General features: G+C 74.4%; 15 protein-coding genes. 11 read left to right on the top strand and 4 right to left on the bottom strand.

Going from position 1 to position 17,988, the window contains the following annotated elements; genetic code table 11:
• Window positions 1–157 precede the first annotated feature (157 nt).
• Window positions 158–1,207, top strand: a complete 1,050-nt coding sequence (locus tag ABZ621_RS36265) for a hypothetical protein (RefSeq protein WP_360611253.1) — start codon at window positions 158–160, stop codon at window positions 1,205–1,207.
• A 15-nt stretch (window positions 1,208–1,222) separates the two neighbouring features.
• Here the strand turns inward: ABZ621_RS36265 and ABZ621_RS36260 are convergent, their stop codons facing one another.
• Window positions 1,223–2,377 (bottom strand): SMI1/KNR4 family protein, encoded by a 1,155-nt coding sequence (locus ABZ621_RS36260; RefSeq protein ID WP_360611251.1) that lies wholly within the window; start codon window positions 2,375–2,377, stop codon window positions 1,223–1,225.
• A 794-nt stretch (window positions 2,378–3,171) separates the two neighbouring features.
• On the opposite strand from ABZ621_RS36260, the gene ABZ621_RS36255 reads away from it, so the two are divergent.
• From ABZ621_RS36255 to ABZ621_RS36240, 4 genes are all read left to right on the top strand, one after another.
• Entirely contained in the window at window positions 3,172–3,714 is a 543-nt protein-coding gene (locus tag ABZ621_RS36255; RefSeq protein WP_360611249.1) for a PadR family transcriptional regulator, read from the top strand.
• Window positions 3,715–3,785: 71 nt separating this feature from the next.
• Window positions 3,786–5,522, top strand: a complete 1,737-nt coding sequence (locus ABZ621_RS36250; protein ID WP_360611247.1) for an acyl-CoA dehydrogenase family protein — start codon at window positions 3,786–3,788, stop codon at window positions 5,520–5,522.
• A gap of 69 nt (window positions 5,523–5,591) precedes the next feature.
• Window positions 5,592–7,262, top strand: a complete 1,671-nt coding sequence (locus ABZ621_RS36245) for a serine/threonine-protein kinase (RefSeq protein ID WP_360611245.1) — start codon at window positions 5,592–5,594, stop codon at window positions 7,260–7,262.
• Window positions 7,263–7,298: 36 nt separating this feature from the next.
• Complete coding sequence (locus ABZ621_RS36240) at window positions 7,299–9,308, top strand: prolyl oligopeptidase family serine peptidase (protein ID WP_360611244.1); 2,010 nt, start codon at window positions 7,299–7,301, stop codon at window positions 9,306–9,308.
• Between the two features lie 9 nt (window positions 9,309–9,317).
• Here ABZ621_RS36240 and ABZ621_RS36235 read toward each other — a convergent pair whose 3' ends face one another.
• A complete protein-coding gene (locus ABZ621_RS36235; RefSeq protein WP_360611242.1) occupies window positions 9,318–10,301 on the bottom strand; it encodes a LuxR family transcriptional regulator in 984 nt (327 codons plus the stop codon).
• Window positions 10,302–10,452: 151 nt separating this feature from the next.
• On the opposite strand from ABZ621_RS36235, the gene ABZ621_RS36230 reads away from it, so the two are divergent.
• The 4 genes from ABZ621_RS36230 (at window position 10,453) to ABZ621_RS36215 (ending at window position 13,639) form a co-directional block, all read left to right on the top strand.
• A complete protein-coding gene (locus tag ABZ621_RS36230) occupies window positions 10,453–11,865 on the top strand; it encodes an aminopeptidase P family protein (RefSeq protein WP_360611240.1) in 1,413 nt (470 codons plus the stop codon).
• 169 nt (window positions 11,866–12,034) lie between these two features.
• Window positions 12,035–12,364, top strand: coding sequence for a hypothetical protein (locus ABZ621_RS36225; RefSeq protein WP_360611238.1), 330 nt, complete (start codon window positions 12,035–12,037; stop codon window positions 12,362–12,364).
• Window positions 12,365–12,418: 54 nt separating this feature from the next.
• On the top strand, window positions 12,419–13,336 hold the full coding sequence (locus ABZ621_RS36220; RefSeq protein WP_360611236.1) for a glutaminase: 918 nt from the start codon (window positions 12,419–12,421) through the stop codon (window positions 13,334–13,336).
• A gap of 96 nt (window positions 13,337–13,432) precedes the next feature.
• Window positions 13,433–13,639: a cold shock domain-containing protein gene (locus ABZ621_RS36215; RefSeq protein WP_346768547.1), complete on the top strand. Its 207-nt coding sequence runs from the start codon at window positions 13,433–13,435 to the stop codon at window positions 13,637–13,639.
• A 36-nt stretch (window positions 13,640–13,675) separates the two neighbouring features.
• Here the strand turns inward: ABZ621_RS36215 and ABZ621_RS36210 are convergent, their stop codons facing one another.
• Window positions 13,676–14,695 carry an alpha/beta hydrolase gene (locus ABZ621_RS36210; RefSeq protein WP_360611234.1) on the bottom strand — a complete coding sequence of 340 codons (1,020 nt, stop codon included), beginning with the start codon at window positions 14,693–14,695 and terminating at the stop codon, window positions 13,676–13,678.
• 53 nt (window positions 14,696–14,748) lie between these two features.
• Here ABZ621_RS36210 and ABZ621_RS36205 point away from each other — a divergent pair, with 53 nt between their 5' ends.
• Window positions 14,749–15,321: a GNAT family N-acetyltransferase gene (locus ABZ621_RS36205; RefSeq protein ID WP_360611232.1), complete on the top strand. Its 573-nt coding sequence runs from the start codon at window positions 14,749–14,751 to the stop codon at window positions 15,319–15,321.
• A gap of 120 nt (window positions 15,322–15,441) precedes the next feature.
• A complete protein-coding gene (gene rox / locus ABZ621_RS36200; RefSeq protein ID WP_360611230.1) occupies window positions 15,442–16,875 on the top strand; it encodes a rifampin monooxygenase in 1,434 nt (477 codons plus the stop codon).
• A gap of 34 nt (window positions 16,876–16,909) precedes the next feature.
• Here rox and ABZ621_RS36195 read toward each other — a convergent pair whose 3' ends face one another.
• Window positions 16,910–17,908, bottom strand: coding sequence for an alpha/beta fold hydrolase (locus tag ABZ621_RS36195; RefSeq protein WP_360611228.1), 999 nt, complete (start codon window positions 17,906–17,908; stop codon window positions 16,910–16,912).
• Window positions 17,909–17,988 lie beyond the last annotated feature (80 nt).

Below are 17,988 nucleotides of genomic sequence, written 5' to 3'. Positions count from 1 at the left end.
ACTGCAGGGGGGACCCTGTGGGAGAGTAGGACGCCGCCGAACAATTTTTAGCCTCAACCCCCAGACCTTGTCTGGGGGTTGAGGCATTTTTGCGTCTATTGCGCGGAGTGAGCGATTTCGGAATCATTTCCGGCCGTGACACTACTGGCTCTTCGTCGTGCCCCGGCAGGCCGCCGCCTGGGCCCTTGAGCGCTTCGTCGCCGCCGACTACGGGCTGCCGCCTCGCGAGGCGCTCGACCCCGGTCGTGCCGGTCCGCCGCCGCCGGCCTCTCGGATGCGGGAGCGGCAGGCCGTCGCCGACGCGGCGTGGGGCGGGGACTGGGCGGCGGCCGACCGGTACGTGCGGGCGGCGGGCGGGGACTGGGACGAGCGGTGGGCCCGGATCGAGGTGCTGCAGCACGTCGCCGAGGAGGACGACGCCTGGCTCGACGCCTGGCGGGCCGCCGACCCCGGCAACTGCGATGCCGCCACGCTCCATGCGAGCCTCCTGGTGCACCGCGCCTGGGCGATCCGGGGAAGCGGTTACGCCCACGAGGTCTCCGGCTACGCCATGAACGAGTTCCGCGCGCTGCTCCCGGCCGCGATCGAGGAGGCCCGGCGGGCCTCGCTGCTGGATCCGGCGAATCCGGGGCCGTGGGTCGTCATGATCACGGCGGCGCGCGGAGCGCAGTACAGGCCGAAGGAGTTCGAGCAGCTCTGGGACGGTCTCGTCGCCCGGGCGCCCCACCACTTCGAGGGCCACTGGCAGGCGCTCCAGTACTGGTGCGCCAAGTGGTTCGGCAGCGACCAGCAGATGATGAGCTTCGCCCGGCGCGCGGTCCGCAACGCCCCGCCCGGCAGCCCGCTGGCCGGGATCTACCTGCACGCGCTGGACGAACTGCTGAAGCGCACGGCCTTCGCGCTGCCCGCCGGGCCGGTGGGCCGGCGGATGCTCAAGCGGGTCGCCGCCTCCTTCGAGCAGGTGGATCCCGACCACGAGCTCCTGCCGGGTCTGCGGCACCGGCTGGCGGACGCCATGGTCAGGACCATGATGTACGGCCCCGCGCTGGAGCAGTTCCGGCTGATCGGCCCGTGGTGCGGGGCCGACGCCTGGCGGAAGGACGGCAACGCGGTCGTCGCCTTCGAGACGGCGCGCGGCACGGCCGCGAAGCTGTCCCGTGTCCGACCCGCGCCCGCGCCCAGGGTGCAGGACATCGGCCGCTACTGAGCGGGTGGCGGCGGCTCAGTCCTGGACGGGATGGGCCTCCGCGTACCAGTCGGCGTACGCGTCCGCGTCGATGGCGGGGTTGCGGAGCAGCGCCCAGAACGTGTCGTCGGGTTCCGGCGGGAGCGGCGGGCTTCCGAGGTCCGCGTGGAGGTCGTCGCGCCACAGCGGGACGTACAGGGCCCGGGTCGTCGGGATCTCCGCCACCGCCCGGTAGGCGGAGCCGCGTAGCGCGTGGGCCAGCTCGACGGCGGCCACGGCCCGGACGCGGTCGCCGCGCGACTCCGCCCACGCCTTCACCGCGCGCAGGCGCAGGAGCGCGGGGCCTTCCAGCGGCACGGCGGGCGCCGAGGCCTCCAGGCCCTCCAGTGCCTCCGCCAATTCGGGGTACGCCGCCAGGCCGGTCTCCTCGGCCAGCCGTCGGGCCTGCTTGCCGGCCGCCTCCGCGACGCGCTCGGGAGGGGCGGTGGCGATGACGGCGCCGAGCTCGCCCAGGCCGTAGAGGTGGCCCACCTTCAGGCGCTCCGACGGGTCCTCGGGCAGGTCGAGCGGGGGCGGCTCCGCGTCCGGGCCGGGCAGGGGAGTGTGGGCGTGCTCCCACTCCGGGAGGCGCGCGCACGAGCCGTCCCAGATCAGACGGCCGGCGAAGACCACCGGGCCCACGGGCGACCGGCCTTCCAGCCCGTCCGCCAGCCGCGTCAGATACGCGCCCAGCGAGTCGGCGTCGCCGAAGGTGGTGCCCGTCTCGTCGAAGAAGCGGCCGATCGTGCCGTACGTCTCCCGGTGCGGGTCGCAGTCGATGGCGACCCCGTCGGAGGTGACCTCGTACGAGCCGAACTGCACATAGCCGTGGGCCCAGTAGCCCACCGCGTCGTCCTCGCCCAGGTCCCCCGCGACCGCCCGCAGGAAGGTGGTCGACTCCACGATGTCCCGGAGGCCGAGGAGCCGGTCGCCGGTGTCGAAGCGGAGCGCCTCGGGTCCCCGCCGGGTGCCGTCGTGGCGCAGCAGCGAGGCACGGAGGTCCGGCGGGAAGACGAGCCCCAACTCCCGCTCGGTCGCCCGGATGTCCTCCTCCCGCGCGGGAGGAGCGAGCGTGGCGAAGGTACGGGGCGCGTGCGTCAGGAGCCGGCGTTCGATGCGGTCCCATGCCGCGTCCACCAGGTGCGTCGTCATGCCGCCGAGCGTAGTCAGCCCCACCGACAGCGGCGCTCCCCGAGCCACCTCTCCTGCGCGGCTCCCGGGGCAGGGACCCGGTCCGGCGCCCCTGCCCCGGCCTCCCCGCCCGATGATCGGTTGACCGGTCCGGGGGCGCCCAGGGTGAGGCCGTCATCGAGAACGACCGTACGCCGCCGATCGACGCGGGCCGCGGGCTCCACCTCTCCACGGACGGCTGCCCCGCCCCTGCCTCCGCCGACATCCCGGCGCTCGCCGACGAGCCGGCCGAGGCCCTGCGCCACCCCGATCCCGGCCGCCGCGACGGCGCGCCGTGATGGCCGCCCCCGCCTTCGGCTCCCGCCCGGACGTCGACCCGAGCGCGATGCTCGCGCTCGCCGCGGAGCGGCTCGTGACCCCTGCCGGCCAGGTCTTCGCCCAGCGGTGAGGACGACGGGCTCGCGCGGGGCATCGCCCGCACCCCGGACCGGCCCGAGCCGACCGGGGCCGAGGCCCCGCGCCGGCGTCCGGCGCGGCGCCCACGATGGCGGTGCGCATCTCCCACGCCATGCGCACGCCGCGGATGCCGTGCCCCGTCGCCGACGCCGGCGTACGACCCCGGACCGGCGCCCTCATCCCCGTACGGACCCCGGGGGCGGAGGCGCTGGCGCGGCGCATCGCGAAGAGCCTCGCCCTGGTGTTTCAGGCCGTGCGAGGACGGTGTGGGGGCGGTGCGTGCCCCGGGGCCGTGAGGCGCGTCTCATCGTCGCCCGGGCGCCTTGCTATGCAACCAGTTGCATAGCAGGATCGGGGGCATGGCGCTCGAACACGCGATCCTCGTCTCCCTGCTGGAGAAGCCGGGGTCCGGATACGAACTGGCCCGGCGGTTCGAGCGGTCCATCGGCTACTTCTGGACCGCCACCCACCAGCAGATCTACCGCGTCCTCAAGCGGATGGAGAACGACGGCTGGGTGGCCGCCCGCGAGGTGCCCCAGCAGGGGCGGCCGGACAAGAGGGAGTACTCCGTCGCCGACCTCGGGCACGCGGCGCTCAGCTCCTGGCTGCACGAGCCGATCGAGCCCGAGAGCGTCCGGCACGACCTCGCCGTGAAGATCCGGGGCGCCGCCTTCGACGACCCCGCCGGCCTCGTCCGCGAGGTCGAACGGCACCGGCAGGCGCACACCGACCGCCTCGCCCACTACCTCGCCGGCGAGGAGCGCGACTTCCCGCCCGCCTCCGACGGGGCCCCGGACGCCGAGCGCGAGCTCCAGCACGTCGTGCTGCGCGGCGGCATCGCGTACGAACGCATGATGATCGCCTGGCTCGACGACGTCCTCGCCACCCTGCGCCGGTTCTGAGGCACGCCCTCCGGAACCCGCCCCCGCTCCCGCACACCCTCATCCACCCTCAAGCCCAAGGCGGTTACCCCATGACCGACGCGCTCCTCTTCAACCCCCGCACCTACGACCCCGCGCACTTCGACCCCGAGACCCGCAGGCTGCTGCGCGCCACCGTCGACTGGTTCGAGGAGCGCGGCAAGCGCCGGATCATCGAGGACTACCGGACCCGCGCCTGGCTCGGCGACTTCCTCGCCTTCGCCGCGAAGGAGGGGCTGTTCTCCACGTTCCTGACCCCCGCGGCCGAGGCCGGCGGGAGCGACGGCGACGGCACGGGCGACAAGCGGTGGGACACCGCCCGCATCGCCGCCCTCAACGAGATCCTCGGCTTCTACGGGCTCGACTACTGGTACGCCTGGCAGGTCACCATCCTCGGCCTCGGCCCGGTCTGGCAGAGCGACAACGCCGCCGCCCGCGCCCGTGCCGCCGAACTCCTCGACCAGGGCGAGGTGTTCGCTTTCGGCCTCTCCGAGAAGACGCACGGCGCCGACATCTACTCGACCGACATGCTGCTCACGCCCGACGGCGAGGGCGGCTTCCGCGCCACGGGCTCCAAGTACTACATCGGCAACGGCAACGCCGCGGGCCTCGTCTCCGTCTTCGGCCGCCGCACCGACGTCGAGGGCCCCGACGGCTACGTCTTCTTCGCCGCCGACAGCCGTCATCCGGCCTACCACCTGGTCAAGAACGTCGTCGACTCCTCGAAGTTCGTCAGCGAGTTCCGCCTGGAGGAGTACCCGGTCGCCGCCGCCGACGTGCTGCACACCGGCCGTGCCGCCTTCGACGCCGCCCTCAACACCGTCAACGTCGGCAAGTTCAACCTCTGCACCGCCTCCATCGGCATCTGCGAGCACGCGATGTACGAGGCCGTCACCCACGCCCAGAACCGCGTGCTCTACGGCCGCCCCGTCACCGCCTTCCCGCACGTGCGCCGCGAACTCACCGACGCCTACGTGCGCCTGGCCGGCATGAAGCTCTTCAGCGACCGCGCCGTCGACTACTTCCGCACCGCCGGACCCGACGACCGCCGCTACCTCCTCTTCAACCCGATGACGAAGATGAAGGTGACCACCGAGGGCGAGAAGGTCATCGACCTCATGTGGGACGTCATCGCCGCCAAGGGCTTCGAGAAGGACAACTACTTCGCCCAGGCCGCCGTCGAGATCCGCGGCCTGCCGAAGCTGGAGGGCACGGTCCACGTCAACCTCGCCCTCATCCTCAAGTTCATGCGCAACCACCTCCTCGACCCGGTCGACCACCCGGCCGTCCCCACCCGCCTGGACGCCGCCGACGACACGTTCCTCTTCCGCCAGGGACCCGCCCGCGGCCTCGGCTCCGTCCGCTTCCACGACTGGCGGCCGGCCTTCGACGCGTACGACCGGCTCCCGAACGTCGCGCGCTTGCGCGAACAGGCCGACGCCCTCTGCGACTTCGTCCGCACCGCCGCGCCCGACGAGGCCCAGAGCCGCGACCTGGACCTGCTCCTCGCCGTCGGCCAGCTCTTCGCGCTCGTCGTCCACGCCCAGCTCGTGCTGGAGCAGGCCGCCCTCACCGGCCTCGACGACGACGTCCTCGACGAGCTCTTCGCCGTCCTCGTCCGGGACTTCTCCGCCCACGCCGTCGAACTCCACGGCAAGGACTCCGCCACCGAGGCGCAGCAGACCTGGGCGCTCGGCGCGGTCCGCCGTCCCGTCGTCGACGAGGCCCGCACCGCCCGCGTCTGGTCCCGCGTCGAGGCGCTCTCCGGCGCGTACGAGATGAAGCCCTGACCCCGCCGGTCCGGGCGGGCCGCCCGCCCGGACCCCGGCTGTCACCGGGGACCCCTACGATGATCGCTCATGAGCACGAATGACGACGACGGCAGACCCCTCGTCGACGGACGGTTCCGGCTGGTCTCCCGGCTCGGCAGCGGCGGCATGGGCACCGTGTGGCGGGCCCGCGACATCGCCCTCGACCGGGACGTCGCCCTCAAGGAGGTCCGCCCGCCGGACCCGGCCGTCGAGGAGGCGAACCCCGGCCTCACCGCCCAGATGCGGGCGCGGGCCGTCCGCGAGGCGCGGGCGCTCGCCCGGCTCTCGCACCCGCACGTCGTGACGGTCCACCACATCGTCGAGCCCGCCGACGGCTCGGCCCCGTGGATCGTCATGGAACTGGTCGAGGGCAGCTCGGTCGCCGACCGGCTGGCCGCCGGGCCGATGTCCGTCCCCGAGGCGATCGCCCTCGGCCGGCAGGTCCTCGGCGCCCTGCGCGCCGCCCACGCCGCCGGCATCCAGCACCGCGACGTCAAGCCCGCCAACGTGCTGCTGCGCGCCGAAGGCGGCGCCGTGCTCACCGACTTCGGCATCGCCGTCCTCGACGAGTCGACCTCCCGGCTCACCGCATCCGGTGACCTCATCGGCTCCGCCGAGTTCATCGCCCCCGAGCGGATCCGCGGCGAGGAGGGCAATCCCGCCTCCGACCTGTGGTCCCTCGGCATGCTCCTGTACGTGGCCACCGAGGGGTACCACCCGCTGCGCCGCGCCACCAGCCTCGCCACCGTCGTCGCCGTCCTCGACGACCCGATCCCGGCGCCCGTCCGCTCCGGCGCCCTCGCGCCGGTCCTCGCCCGCCTCCTCGTCCGCGACCCGGCCCAGCGGCCGGACGGCGCGCTCCTCGACCGCCTCCTCGCGGAGGCACAGGCCGCCGCCGGCGGTGCCGTCGCCGACGCCGTGCCCCCGGGCTTCGGCCCGCCGGACCCCGCCGCCTATCCGCCGCCCCCGGCCCACCCGTACGCCCACCCCGCCTACGAGCGGCCCGGACCGCCCGCCGTGCCCCGCACCGGGCCCGCCCGGCGCAAGCGCCTCGCCACGCTCGCGGGCGGGCTGGTCCTCAGCGCGGCCCTGCTCGCCCTGGCCATCGCCCAGTTCCTCCCCGACGGGGGAGACGGCGGCACCGGTGGCCTCGGCCTCGGCGACGGCAAGCGGACCGGTACCACCACCAGCGAGCAGACCCCCTCCTCCGGTCCGGCGACCGGCACCGCACCCAGGACCACCGCGCCCGCCGACCAGGCCGCCGGCGAGCTCCTCACCCCCGACGGGGTCCGCACCGCCCTCGCCGCGTTCCGCGAGGCCACCGGCGTCACGACGATCAAGCAGATGTTCGTCTACGACGAGTACGCCATCGCCGAGATCCCGACCAAGCAGGGTGCCAAGACCTACGACCGCTACCAGTTCCGGGACGGCAAGGTCAGCCGGCAGGGCGTCGGCGGCACCATCGGCGCCTCCGACGCCGACGAGCAGCCCTTCGACCCCACCGTGCTGCCCTGGGACGACCTGCCGGTCCTGATGCGGCGCGCCGACCGCGAGCTCAAGGTCGACGCGCCCCGGACCCGGCACATCGTCGCCGAGCGCTGGTCCTTCAACGAGGACCGGCCCACCCTCCTCGTCTACCGCACCAACGACTACAGCGCCGTCGGCTACCTCGCGGTCGACGCCGACGGCAAGCAGGTGCACAAGCTCACCGCGGACTGAGGCGCCGCCCTCCCCCGGCGGGGGAGAATGGCCCGCGTGAACCATGACGACCCGTACCTGTGGCTGGAAGACGTCGACAGTGAGGCCGCCCTCGCCTGGGTGGCCGAGCGGAACGCCGAGACGGAGGCCGAACTGGCCTCCGGACCCGGCTTCGACGCCTTCGCCGAGCGCCTGCGCGAGGTGCTCGACGCCGTCGACCGCATCCCGTACACCACCCGGCGCGGCCCCCACCTCTACAACTTCTGGCAGGACGCCGAGCACGTACGGGGCCTGTGGCGGCGCACCACCCTGGAGCAGTACCGCAAGGACGCCCCCGAGTGGGAGGTCCTGCTCGACGTGGACGCGCTCGCCGAGGCCGAGGGCGAGAAATGGGTGTGGGCGGGGGCCCGGGTGCGGCGGCCCGCGTACGACCGGGCGCTCGTCAGCCTCTCCCGCGACGGCGGCGACGCCGTCGTCGTCCGCGAGTTCGACCTGCCGTCCCGGAGCTTCGTCGAGGACGGCTTCACCGTGCCCGAGGCGAAGACCAGCATCGGCTGGGTCGACGCCGACACCGTCTTCGTCGGCACCGACCACGGCCCCGGCTCGCTCACCGACGCCGGCTATCCGCGCACCGTCCGCCGCTGGCGGCGCGGCACGCCGCTCGCCGAGGCCGTCACCCTCTTCGAGGGCGAGCCCGGCGACGTCTCCGCCTGGGCCTGGCACGACCCCACCCCCGGCTACGAGCGCGACTTCGTCGGCCGCTCCCTCGACTTCTTCCGCAGCGAGACCCACCTCGTCACCGCCGACGACCGGCTCGTGCGGATCGAGGTCCCCGAGGACGCCGAGGTCTACGCCCACCGCAAGCACCTCATCGTCACCCTCAAGTCGCCCTGGCTCGGCCACCCCGCCGGCGCGCTCCTCGCCTTCGGCTTCGACGCCTTCCTGGCCGGCGACCGCACCGCCGAGGCCCTCTTCGTCCCCGACGAGCGGACCGCCCTCGCCGGACACTCCTGGACCCGGCACCACCTGATCCTGGAGACCATGCGGGACGTCAGCACCCGCATCGAGGTCCTCACCCCGCGCGAGGAGGGCGGCTGGTCGCGCGCCCCGCTCGCCGACGTGCCGCCGCTGTCGGCGGTCGCCGTCACCGACACCGACCCGGACGTCTCCGACGAGTACTTCCTCGACGTCTCCGGCTTCCTCCAGCCGTCCACGCTCACCCGCGGCGACATCGGCGGCGACACCGAGATCCTGCGCCAGGCGCCCGCCCGCTTCGACATCACCGGGCTCGCCGTCGAGCAGGCCTTCGCCGTCTCCGACGACGGCACCCGCGTCCCGTACTTCGTCATCGGCCCGGACCGCTCCGAGGGCCCCGGCCCCACCCTCCTGTACGGCTACGGCGGCTTCGAGGTCTCCCTCACCCCGTCCTACGCCTCGCTCACCGGGCGCGGCTGGCTGGAGAGCGGCGGCACCTACGTCATCGCCAACATCCGGGGCGGCGGCGAGTACGGCCCCGACTGGCACCAGGCCGCGCTCGGCGCCCACCGGCACCGGGCCTTCGAGGACTTCGCGGCCGTCGCCCGCGACCTCGTCGCCCGGGGCATCACGACCCCGGAGCGGCTCGGCGCGGCCGGCGGCAGCAACGGCGGCCTCCTCATGGGCGCCATGCTCACCCGCTACCCCGAGCTGTTCGGCGCGATCGTCTGCCAGGTGCCGCTGCTCGACATGGTCCGCTTCCACAAGCTGCTCGCCGGCGCCTCCTGGATCGCCGAGTACGGCGACCCCGACGACGAGGCCGACCTGCCGCACCTGCGGGAGCTCTCCCCGTACCACCGGCTCACCGCCGACGGCCCCTACCCGCCGGTGCTGCTCACCACCTCCACCCGCGACGACCGGGTCCACCCCGGGCACGCGCGCAAGGCGGCGGCGCGGCTGCGCGAGCTGGGGCACCCGGTGCTCTTCCACGAGAACACCGGCGGCGGGCACGCGGGCGCCACCGACAACGCGCAGGCCGCCCGCAACAAGGCCCTGATGTACACCTTCCTGCGCCGTCACCTGGGCTCCTGACCCCGGTGGTCAGAGCCAGCCGTGCCGCTGCGCCTGGAGCGCCAGCTGGAAACGGTTGGTGGCGCCGAGCCGGGCCATCAGGACCTGGATGCGGCGGAAGAGGGTGCGGCGGCTGACGCCGATCTCCCGGGCGATCACCTCGTCCGCCGCACCCCCGGCGAGCAGCCACAGCAGCCGCCGGTCGGCCGGCGGCAGGCCGCCCGGGAGCGCGGTGCGGCCGTGGAAGGGCAGCGCGTCCCGCCAGGACTGCTCGAAGAGCGCCACCAGCGCCGAGAACAGTCCGCAGGGCTGCACCACCAGCATCGTGGTGAACACGTCGGCCTCCCGGATCGACAGCGACACCAGTGCGTACGCCTCGTCGATGATCACCAGTTTGACCGGCACGGACGGCAGCACCCGGGCCTGCTCGCCGGCCGCGATCACCGGCTCGATCGACTGCTCCAGGTGGCCCGGCTGCTCAAGGGAGGCCCGGGAGTAGATGACCCGCTGGGTGACGCCCCGGGCGAGGGTCGCGAGCGCGTCGTCGGTGGCGCCGGGGACCGTGAAGTACGGCGGCGAGTCCAGCTGCCGGATCTGCTCCCGCGCGCTCGCCCAGGCCTGTCGCATCCGCGGCCCGATCGCCTCCCCGGTCACCACCTCCACCAGGTCGTCGTTGTACGCGGCGAGCCGCTGCCGCCGGAACGACTCGAAGGCGCCGCCCACGGTGATCCGCGACTCGTCCAGCTCCGCCGCCCGGTGCCGGCCCAGGATCTCCAGGCCCGCCGCCGGAGGCACCGGGGCCACCGTGCCGCCGCCGTCGACCGCCGGGCTCGCGAGCCCCGCGTCGACCAGCTCCCCGTACGCCTCCGCCAGCGCCGGCCCCTCGACGCCGGCCGCCGCGCCGACCGCCGCGAGCGGGGCCGGCGCCCGCTCCAGGAGCGCGCGGTAGACCCGCGCCGCCGTCTCGCCGAGGCCCAGGAGCCGCAGCGCCTCGCCCAGTCTCGCGTTCGCCATGGCACCCATTCTGGCCGCCGCCCACGCCCCCGCGTGTCCGATCCGTGCCACTGGCACTCCCCGGCCCCACGGCGCCCCGGGCCGGGCTACGGTCCGTGAGCCGCCGACGACCGGCGGTTTCCCGCAGGGACTCTCGACGAAGGAGCACGACGTGGCGAAGGGTCGCAAGAACGGCCTGTACGACGGCATATCCGAGGAGCTCTCCGCGCTGATGCGGACCGGCTGGGCCGACACCGAGAGGCACGACCTGACCGAGTCGGAGCAGGCGCCGTACGCCGCCGCCCGGCGCGCCGCGCTCTCCGCGCGCTTCCCCGGCGAGCGCCTGGTCGTCCCGTCCGGCAACCTCAAGGTCCGCTCGAACGACGACACGTACCCCTTCCGCCCGCACTCCGCCTACGTCCACATGACCGGCGACCAGGCCCGCGACTGCGCCCTGGTCCTGGAGCCCCGCGAGGACGGCGGCCACGACGCGTACGGCTACGTCCTGCCCCGCGACGGCCGCGACGACGACACCTTCTGGATCGGCTACACCGCCGAACTGTGGATGGGCCGCCGGCTCTCCCTCGCCGAGGCCGAGCGGGTCCTCGGACTGACCTGCCGCGACGTCCGCGAGCTCCCCGCCCACCTCGCCGCGGGCGCCGGCGCGCCCACCCGGATCGTGCGCGGCGTCGACCCCGCCCTGGAGGCGGCCGTCACCACCGACGAGGAGCGGGACACCGAACTGGAGGACGCCCTCAGCGAGCTCCGCCTGGTCAAGGACGCCTGGGAGATCGGCGAGCTCCGCAAGGCCGTCGACTCCACCGTCCGCGGCTTCACCGACGCCATCGGCGACCTCTCCACCGCCGTCGCCACCTCCGAGCGCTGGATCGAGGGCACCTTCTTCCGCCGCGCCCGCCTGGAGGGCAACTCCGTCGGCTACGGCTCGATCTGCGCCGCCGGCGACCACGCCACGATCATGCACTGGACCTCCAACGACGGCCCGGTCCGCCCCGGCGAACTGCTCCTCTTCGACGCGGGCGTGGAGACCCACTCCCTCTACACCGCCGACGTCACCCGCACCCTCCCCATCAGCGGCACCTTCACCGACGTCCAGCGCCGGGTGTACGACGCCGTGTACGAGGCGCAGCAGGCCGGCTTCGACGCGGTGAAGCCCGGCGCCCCCTACCGGGCCTTCCACGAGGCGGCCCAGCGGCACCTGGCGGCGAAGCTGGTGGAGTGGGGCTTCATCGAGGGGCCGGTGGACCGCGCGTACGAACTCGGCCTCCAGCGGCGCTTCACCATGGCGGGAACCGGCCACATGCTCGGTCTTGACGTGCACGACTGCGCCTCCGCGCGCAACGAGGAGTACGTCGACGGGGTCCTCGTGCCGGGCATGGTCCTGACCGTCGAGCCGGGCCTCTACTTCCAGCCCGACGACCTGACCGTGCCCGCCGAGTGGCGCGGCATCGGCGTCCGCATCGAGGACGACCTGCTGGTCACGGAGGCGGGCCACGAGAACCTGTCCGCCGGGCTGCCCCGCACCTCCGCCGAGGTGGAGGAGTGGATGGCCCGCGTCGCGGGCTGACCGCCGGGGACGCGCGGGCCCGGATGTGCGGCCGGGCCCGCGCCCCCACTCGGGGGGCGCGAGGGCGCGCGGCGGCGGAGGAACACGCTCCGTTGTCCGGAATCCGGCCCTCGCCCTACGGTCGTGTGACCGGCCGGACCGGCCGGACCACGCACCGTTGGGGGTGACCGTGAGGCTCCGTCTCATCTCGCTCTACTGCTCGAAGACCGAGGACGACCACGGCGAGGACGAACAGCGACTGCTCGTCAACGGCGTCCAGGTGTGGGGCGCCGAATCACCCGGGCTGAACAACCGGGAGACCGCCGACCTCACCGCCGTACCGCCCGTACCGTTCGGCACGCGGGCGCGTGTCGAACTCCTCGACCACGACACGCCGGACGACGACGACCTGCTCGGCCGCTTCTATGCCGGGCCGGCCATGCTGGGCCTCGGGGAGCTGGAGTACAAGTTCACCGAGGACGACGCCGACTACACGCTCACGTACGAGGTCGTCGCCTAGGCCGCCGGGCCGGGCGGGCGACGCGAGCGGCCACCGGGACTGCATCATGTGATCATGATGCAGTCCTTCCTGCCCGTCCTCGAACGCGTCGCCGAGGAGATCGCGGGCCTCGCCGGCCGGGGCCGCCCGGCCGACTACATCCCGGCGCTCGCCGCCGGGGACCCGCAGCTGTTCGGGATGGCCGTCGCGGAGGTGGACGGCAGCGTGTACGGCGTGGGGGAGTGGCAGCGGCCCTTCTCCACCCAGTCCGTCACCAAGGTCTTCAGCCTCGCGCTCGCCCTCGCCAAGGAGGGCGACGAGCTGTGGGAGCACGTGGGCCGCGAGCCCTCCGGCAACCCCTTCAACTCGCTCGTCCAGCTGGAGTACGAACACGGCATCCCCCGCAACCCGTTCATCAACGCGGGCGCGCTCGTCGTCACCGACCGGCTCCACCGGCTCACCGGCGACGCCTCCGGCGCCCTGCGGGACTTCCTGCGCGCCGAGAGCGGCAACGGCGACCTCGACTTCGACCGGGACGTCGCCGCCTCCGAGGGCGAACACGGCGACCGCAACGCCGCCCTCGCCCACTTCATGGCCTCCTACGGCAACATCACCACCCCCGTCCCCACCCTGCTGCGCGAGTACTTCCGGCAGTGCTCGGTCGAGGCCTCCTGCGCCGACCTCGCCGTCGCCACCGGCTTCCTCGCCCGGCACGGCGTCCGCGCCGACGGCAGCCGGCTGCTCACCCGCAGTCAGGCCAAGCAGATCAACGCCGTCATGCTGACCTGCGGCACCTACGACGCCGCCGGCGACTTCGCCTACCGCGTCGGACTGCCCGGCAAGAGCGGCGTGGGCGGCGGGATCATCGCCGTCGTGCCCGGCCGCTGCACCCTGTGCGTGTGGAGCCCGGGCCTCGACGAGCGCGGCAACTCGGTCGCCGGCGTCGCCGCCCTCGACCGCTTCACCACCATCACGGGCCTCTCCGTCTTCTGACCGCCCGCCCCTTCCCCGGGCCCGGATGCGGAGCCGCGCCGCACGGGGTACACCTCCGGTGGGGCGCCGTGAGCGCCCGGAGCGAAGGAGGTCGCCGTGGACAACCGCACCACCGGATTCGTGCAGTCCTTCAACCGCCGCGCCGGATACGGCTTCGTGCTGCCCGTCGGATCGGAGGAACCCGTCTTCTTCCGGGCCGAGGACGTCGAGGACGGGGTCCGCTCCCTCTCCGAGGGCCAGCAGATCACCTTCGTCCTCGTCCTCGGCCAGGGCCGCTTCGAGGCGCGCGAACTCCGCGTCTGACGGCCCTGCCCGGTCCACCGTCCGGAGCAGCGCCCGCTACGGCCGCCCGCCCACGTCCAGGGTGCGCCGCAGCCACTCCGTGCGGGCGGCCGTCGCGGCCCGGCTCAGCGCCGCGCCCGGGGCGAGGGTGTCGAAGCCGTGGTACGCCCCCGGCCACACGTGCAGCTCGGCCGCGCCGCCCGCCCGCCACAGCCGCTGCGCGTACGCCACGCCCTCGTCCCGGAACAGCTCCGCCGCACCGACGTCGAGGTAAGCGGGCGGTAGCCCGGACAGGTCGGCGGCGCGGGCCGGCGCCGCGTACGGCTCCACGTCCCCGGAGCCGTACGCCCCGCCCAGGTACGCCTGCCAGACGGTGGCGCCGGTGATCCGGTCCAGGGTGTCGACGCCGTCCTGGAGGCGTGCGGAGTCCGTGCCGGCGCGGTCGTCGCGCGTCGGCCGGTCGTCGAGCATCGGGGAGAGCAGCAGCTGGCCGACGGCCCGGGGGCCGCCCCGGTCGCGGAGCAGCAGCGCGAGCGCCGCCGCGAGGCCGCCGCCCGCGCTCTTCCCGCCGATCACGATCCGGTCCGCGTCCACGCCCAGCCGTCCGGCGTGCTCCGCCACCCACTCCAGGCCCGCCCGGCAGTCCTCGACCGCCGCCGGGTAGCGGGCCGCCGGGGCGAGCCGGTACGCGACGGAGACGACCGCGAGCCCCAGCGGCCCGGCCCAGGACGCCAGGACCCGGGGCAGCACCGACCGGGCGTTGCCCATGACCAGGCCGCCGCCGTGCAGGTAGTACAGGAGGGGCAGCGGCCCGCGGGCCCCGGCCGGCCGGGCGTGCACCAGCGTGACTTCGGGCCCGCCGGGCGGCCCCGGCGCCCGTACCTCCTCCACGGTGAAGGCGCCGCCCCCGGCCAGCTCCGGCAGCGAGGGAAAGGGGCGTACGGCGGCGTCCGCGGCCTGCCGCCCGGCGAGGTTCCGGAGCGTGAGCGGCTCGCGCGGCAGGCCGCCCGAGGCGGCCAGTACGGCGCCGAGTTCGGGATCGAGGGGTACGGCACGGGTGGTCTCGGGTCGGTCCATGGCACCGCACCGTACGGCCTGCCGGGCGGCGGCGTCCGTGCCAGGGTGGGAGCATGACCATCGAAGTCCGCCCGGCCTCCGTCTACGAGGACGTCCGTGCCGTGATCGGCCCCAAGTCGCCCACGGCCAACGTGTGTTTCTGCCTGAGCTACCGGATCCCGTCCAAGCTCAACAACGAGCTGCGCGAGCCGGCCAGGGGCGAGTACGTCGCCGGCCTGTGCGCCCAGGAGCCCCCGCCGGGCGTGCTCGCCTACGACGACGGCGAGCCGGCCGGCTGGGCCGCCGTCGCACCCCGGGCGGAGACCACCTTCGCCCGCAACCGGAAGATCCCGCACGTCGACGACCTGCCGGTGTGGTCGCTCTGGTGCGTCAGGGTCCGCCCGGGCCACCGCAAGAAGGGCGTCAGCCACGCCCTGATCGCGGGCGCCGTCGAGTTCGCCCGCGCGCACGGGGCGCCGGCGGTGGAGGCGTACCCGCTGGACAACGGCGACGCGCGGGTCGACCTGACGATGGCGTATCCCGGGCTGCGGAAGAACTTCGAGCGCGCCGGATTCGTGTGGGCCGCCGACACCACCTCGGTGCTCTCCGGGCACCCCCGGATCCTCATGCGGTACGACCTGCGCTGAGCAGCGTCCGGCGCGGCTTCTCTCCCTCTTCAACGTATAGCGCACGGGGGGCCTTGCGGCAAGGTCCCCCGGATGCCGCAGAATCGGCGGCTGAACAGCACAAACAGATGGGGGAACACCATGTTCGACGCCGATGTCCTCGTGGTCGGCGGCGGGCCGACCGGGCTCGTGCTCGCCTCGGAGCTGCGCCTGTGGGGCCTGCGGCCGCTCGTCCTGGAGAAGGCGGCCGAGCCGAGCGGTCACAGCCGCGCGCTCGGGCTGCACGTCCGCAGCATCGAGGTGATGGACCAGCGCGGCCTCCTCGACCGCTTCCTCGCCCGCGGACAGCAGTACCGCGTCGGCGGCTTCTTCGCCGGGCTCGGCACCTCCTGGCCCGAGGGACTCGACACCGCCCACTCCTACGTCCTCGGCATCCCGCAGAACATCACCGAGGAACTCCTCGACGAGCACGCCCGCGAGGTGGGCGTGGAGCTGTGGCGCGGCCGGGAGCTGGTCGGGTTCGAGCAGGACGAGGAGGGCGTGACGGCCGGGCTCGCCGACGGCACCCGGCTGCGCGCCCGCTGGCTGGTCGGCTGCGACGGCGGCCGCAGCACCGTGCGCGCCCTGACCGGGATCGGCTTCCCCGGGGAGCCCGCACGGCACGAGACGCTGATCGCCGAGGTGCGGATCGGGGTGCCGTGGGAGGAGGTCGTCCCGGTGGTGGCCGAGGTCCGCAGGACGCAGACGCGGTACGGCGTGATGCCGCTCGGGGACGGGCTGTACCGCGTGGTCGTGCCCGCCGCCGGACTCTCCGAGGACCGTGGCGCGCCGACGCTCGACGAGCTGAAGGAGCGTCTGACCGCCGTCGGCGGCACCGACTTCGGGGTCCACGAGCCGCGCTGGCTCTCCCGCTTCGGCGACGCGACCCGGCAGGCGGAGCGGTACCGCGAGGGCCGGGTGCTGCTCGCCGGCGACGCCGCGCACATCCACCCGCCGACCGGCGGCCAGGGCCTCAACCTCGGGGTGCAGGACGCCTTCAACCTCGGCTGGAAGCTCGCCGGGGAGGTGCTGGGCTGGGCGCCCGACGGGCTGCTCGACACGTACCACTCCGAGCGCCACCCGGTCGGCGCCGCCGTGCTCGACAACACCCGCGCCCAGATGGAGCTGATGTCCGCGGAGCCGGGGGCGCGGGCGGTGCGCCGGCTCCTCGCGGAGCTGATGGAGTTCGACGAGGTCAACCGCTTCCTCATCGGGAAGCTCACCGCCGTCGACCTCCGCTACGACTGCGGCGAGGGCCACGAGCTGCTCGGCCGGCGGCTGAAGGACGTGCCGCTGAAGGAGGGCCGGCTGTACGAGGCGGCCCGTGACGGGCGCGGCCTCCTCCTCGACCGCACCGGGACGCTCGCGGTGACCGGCTGGGAGGACCGGGTGCGCCGGGTCGCCGGCGCGGGCGCCGAACCGGACGTGCCGGCCGCGCTGCTGCGGCCGGACGGGCACGTGGTCTGGGTCGGCGACGACCCGGCGGGGCTCCGGGACGGTCTGGAGCGGTGGTTCGGGGCGCCGTCCGCCGGGTGAGACCGGCGGACGGCGCCCGGAGCCGGGCGACGGTTCAGCAGGACGGGCGCTGGGCGTGCGCCGGGTCGAGGGCGTTGAGGACCAGCCGGGTCGCGACCCCGTTGTAGGAGATCCCGAGGTGCTCGGTGAACGCGGCCGGACAGGCGTCCTGCACCCGCTGGTTGACGACGTTCGGCGCGGGCGCGAGGAACGACGAGGTGTACGGGGTGACCACCTCGTCGTAGCGGCTGGCGATCACCGTGTACGACACCGCCGGGTGCGTCTCGCCGCCCGCGTTGAGCTCCGTGACGAAGCCGGACCCGGTGATCTGCTGGGAGCAGGCCGTGCAGGCCGGGCCGAGGAGGGCGTCGCCGCCGGGGAAGGCGCGGGCGAGCAGCCCCATGCCCCACAGCGAGGTGCCGTGGTTGGTGGGGGCGAGGGCGACGAGCCGGCCGACGGTGGCCGAGCCGTCCAGGTGCTTGATGTAGTGACGGGGCATCATGCCGCCCTGCGAGTGGCCGACGAGGTCGACCCTCGCCGCGCCCGTCGCCGCCCGCACCCGCTCCACGAACTCGGCCAGCTGCCGTGACGAGGCGGCGATGTCGCCGGTGCCGGTGACCGGGCCGAGGCCGCCGCCGTAGTTGAGCGCGTAGACGCAGTACCCGGCGGCCTTCAGGCGCGGGGCGAGCCCGGCCCAGTTCGCGTACCGGTTCTCGAAGGTGCCGTGCACCAGGACGACCGGGCGCGGGTGCTCGGCCGTCGGCCGGCAGCCCCATTCGTTCGCCCCGGAGGGGACGGCCGTCGGCGCGAGCAGCGAATAGCCGTACGCCGAGAGGAAGTCGCCCTGCGGCGGGCCCACCGGATCGGCCTCGACGGCGGTCTGCGCGGGGGCGGCCTGGGCCGGGGCGGTGCCGGTGAGCGCGAGGCAGAGCGCGGCGGCGGCGCCGGTGACGGCGGCGGTGATCCGGCGCACTGTGGTGCCGGTGGTGCCGGTGGTGCCGGTGGTGCCGGTGGTGCCGGTGGTGCGGTTGGGGTGTGTGGTGCGTGTGCGCATGGGGGTGCCTTCCTGCTGAGGGGTGAGCTGCGGCGGAGAAACCTGTGACGGGGGAGAGACGCGGAAGCTACTGGCGCGTA

It is taken from the genome of Streptomyces sp. NPDC007863 (assembly GCF_040633895.1).
Taxonomy (GTDB): domain Bacteria; phylum Actinomycetota; class Actinomycetes; order Streptomycetales; family Streptomycetaceae; genus Streptomyces.
This window is presented reverse-complemented; position numbering and strand designations above follow the sequence as displayed.

Bases quoted from the DNA above. Each gene is read 5' to 3' on its own strand.
- ABZ621_RS36260 (WP_360611251.1), bottom strand. From the start codon at position 2,377: ATGACGACGCACCTGGTGGACGCGGCATGGGACCGCATCGAACGCCGG.
- ABZ621_RS36255 (WP_360611249.1), top strand. From the start codon at position 3,172: ATGGCGCTCGAACACGCGATCCTCGTCTCCCTGCTGGAGAAGCCGGGG.
- ABZ621_RS36250 (WP_360611247.1), top strand. From the start codon at position 3,786: ATGACCGACGCGCTCCTCTTCAACCCCCGCACCTACGACCCCGCGCAC.
- ABZ621_RS36245 (WP_360611245.1), top strand. From the start codon at position 5,592: ATGAGCACGAATGACGACGACGGCAGACCCCTCGTCGACGGACGGTTC.
- ABZ621_RS36235 (WP_360611242.1), bottom strand. From the start codon at position 10,301: ATGGCGAACGCGAGACTGGGCGAGGCGCTGCGGCTCCTGGGCCTCGGC.
- ABZ621_RS36220 (WP_360611236.1), top strand. From the start codon at position 12,419: ATGATGCAGTCCTTCCTGCCCGTCCTCGAACGCGTCGCCGAGGAGATC.
- ABZ621_RS36210 (WP_360611234.1), bottom strand. From the start codon at position 14,695: ATGGACCGACCCGAGACCACCCGTGCCGTACCCCTCGATCCCGAACTC.
- ABZ621_RS36205 (WP_360611232.1), top strand. From the start codon at position 14,749: ATGACCATCGAAGTCCGCCCGGCCTCCGTCTACGAGGACGTCCGTGCC.
- rox (WP_360611230.1), top strand. From the start codon at position 15,442: ATGTTCGACGCCGATGTCCTCGTGGTCGGCGGCGGGCCGACCGGGCTC.
- ABZ621_RS36195 (WP_360611228.1), bottom strand. From the start codon at position 17,908: ATGCGCACACGCACCACACACCCCAACCGCACCACCGGCACCACCGGC.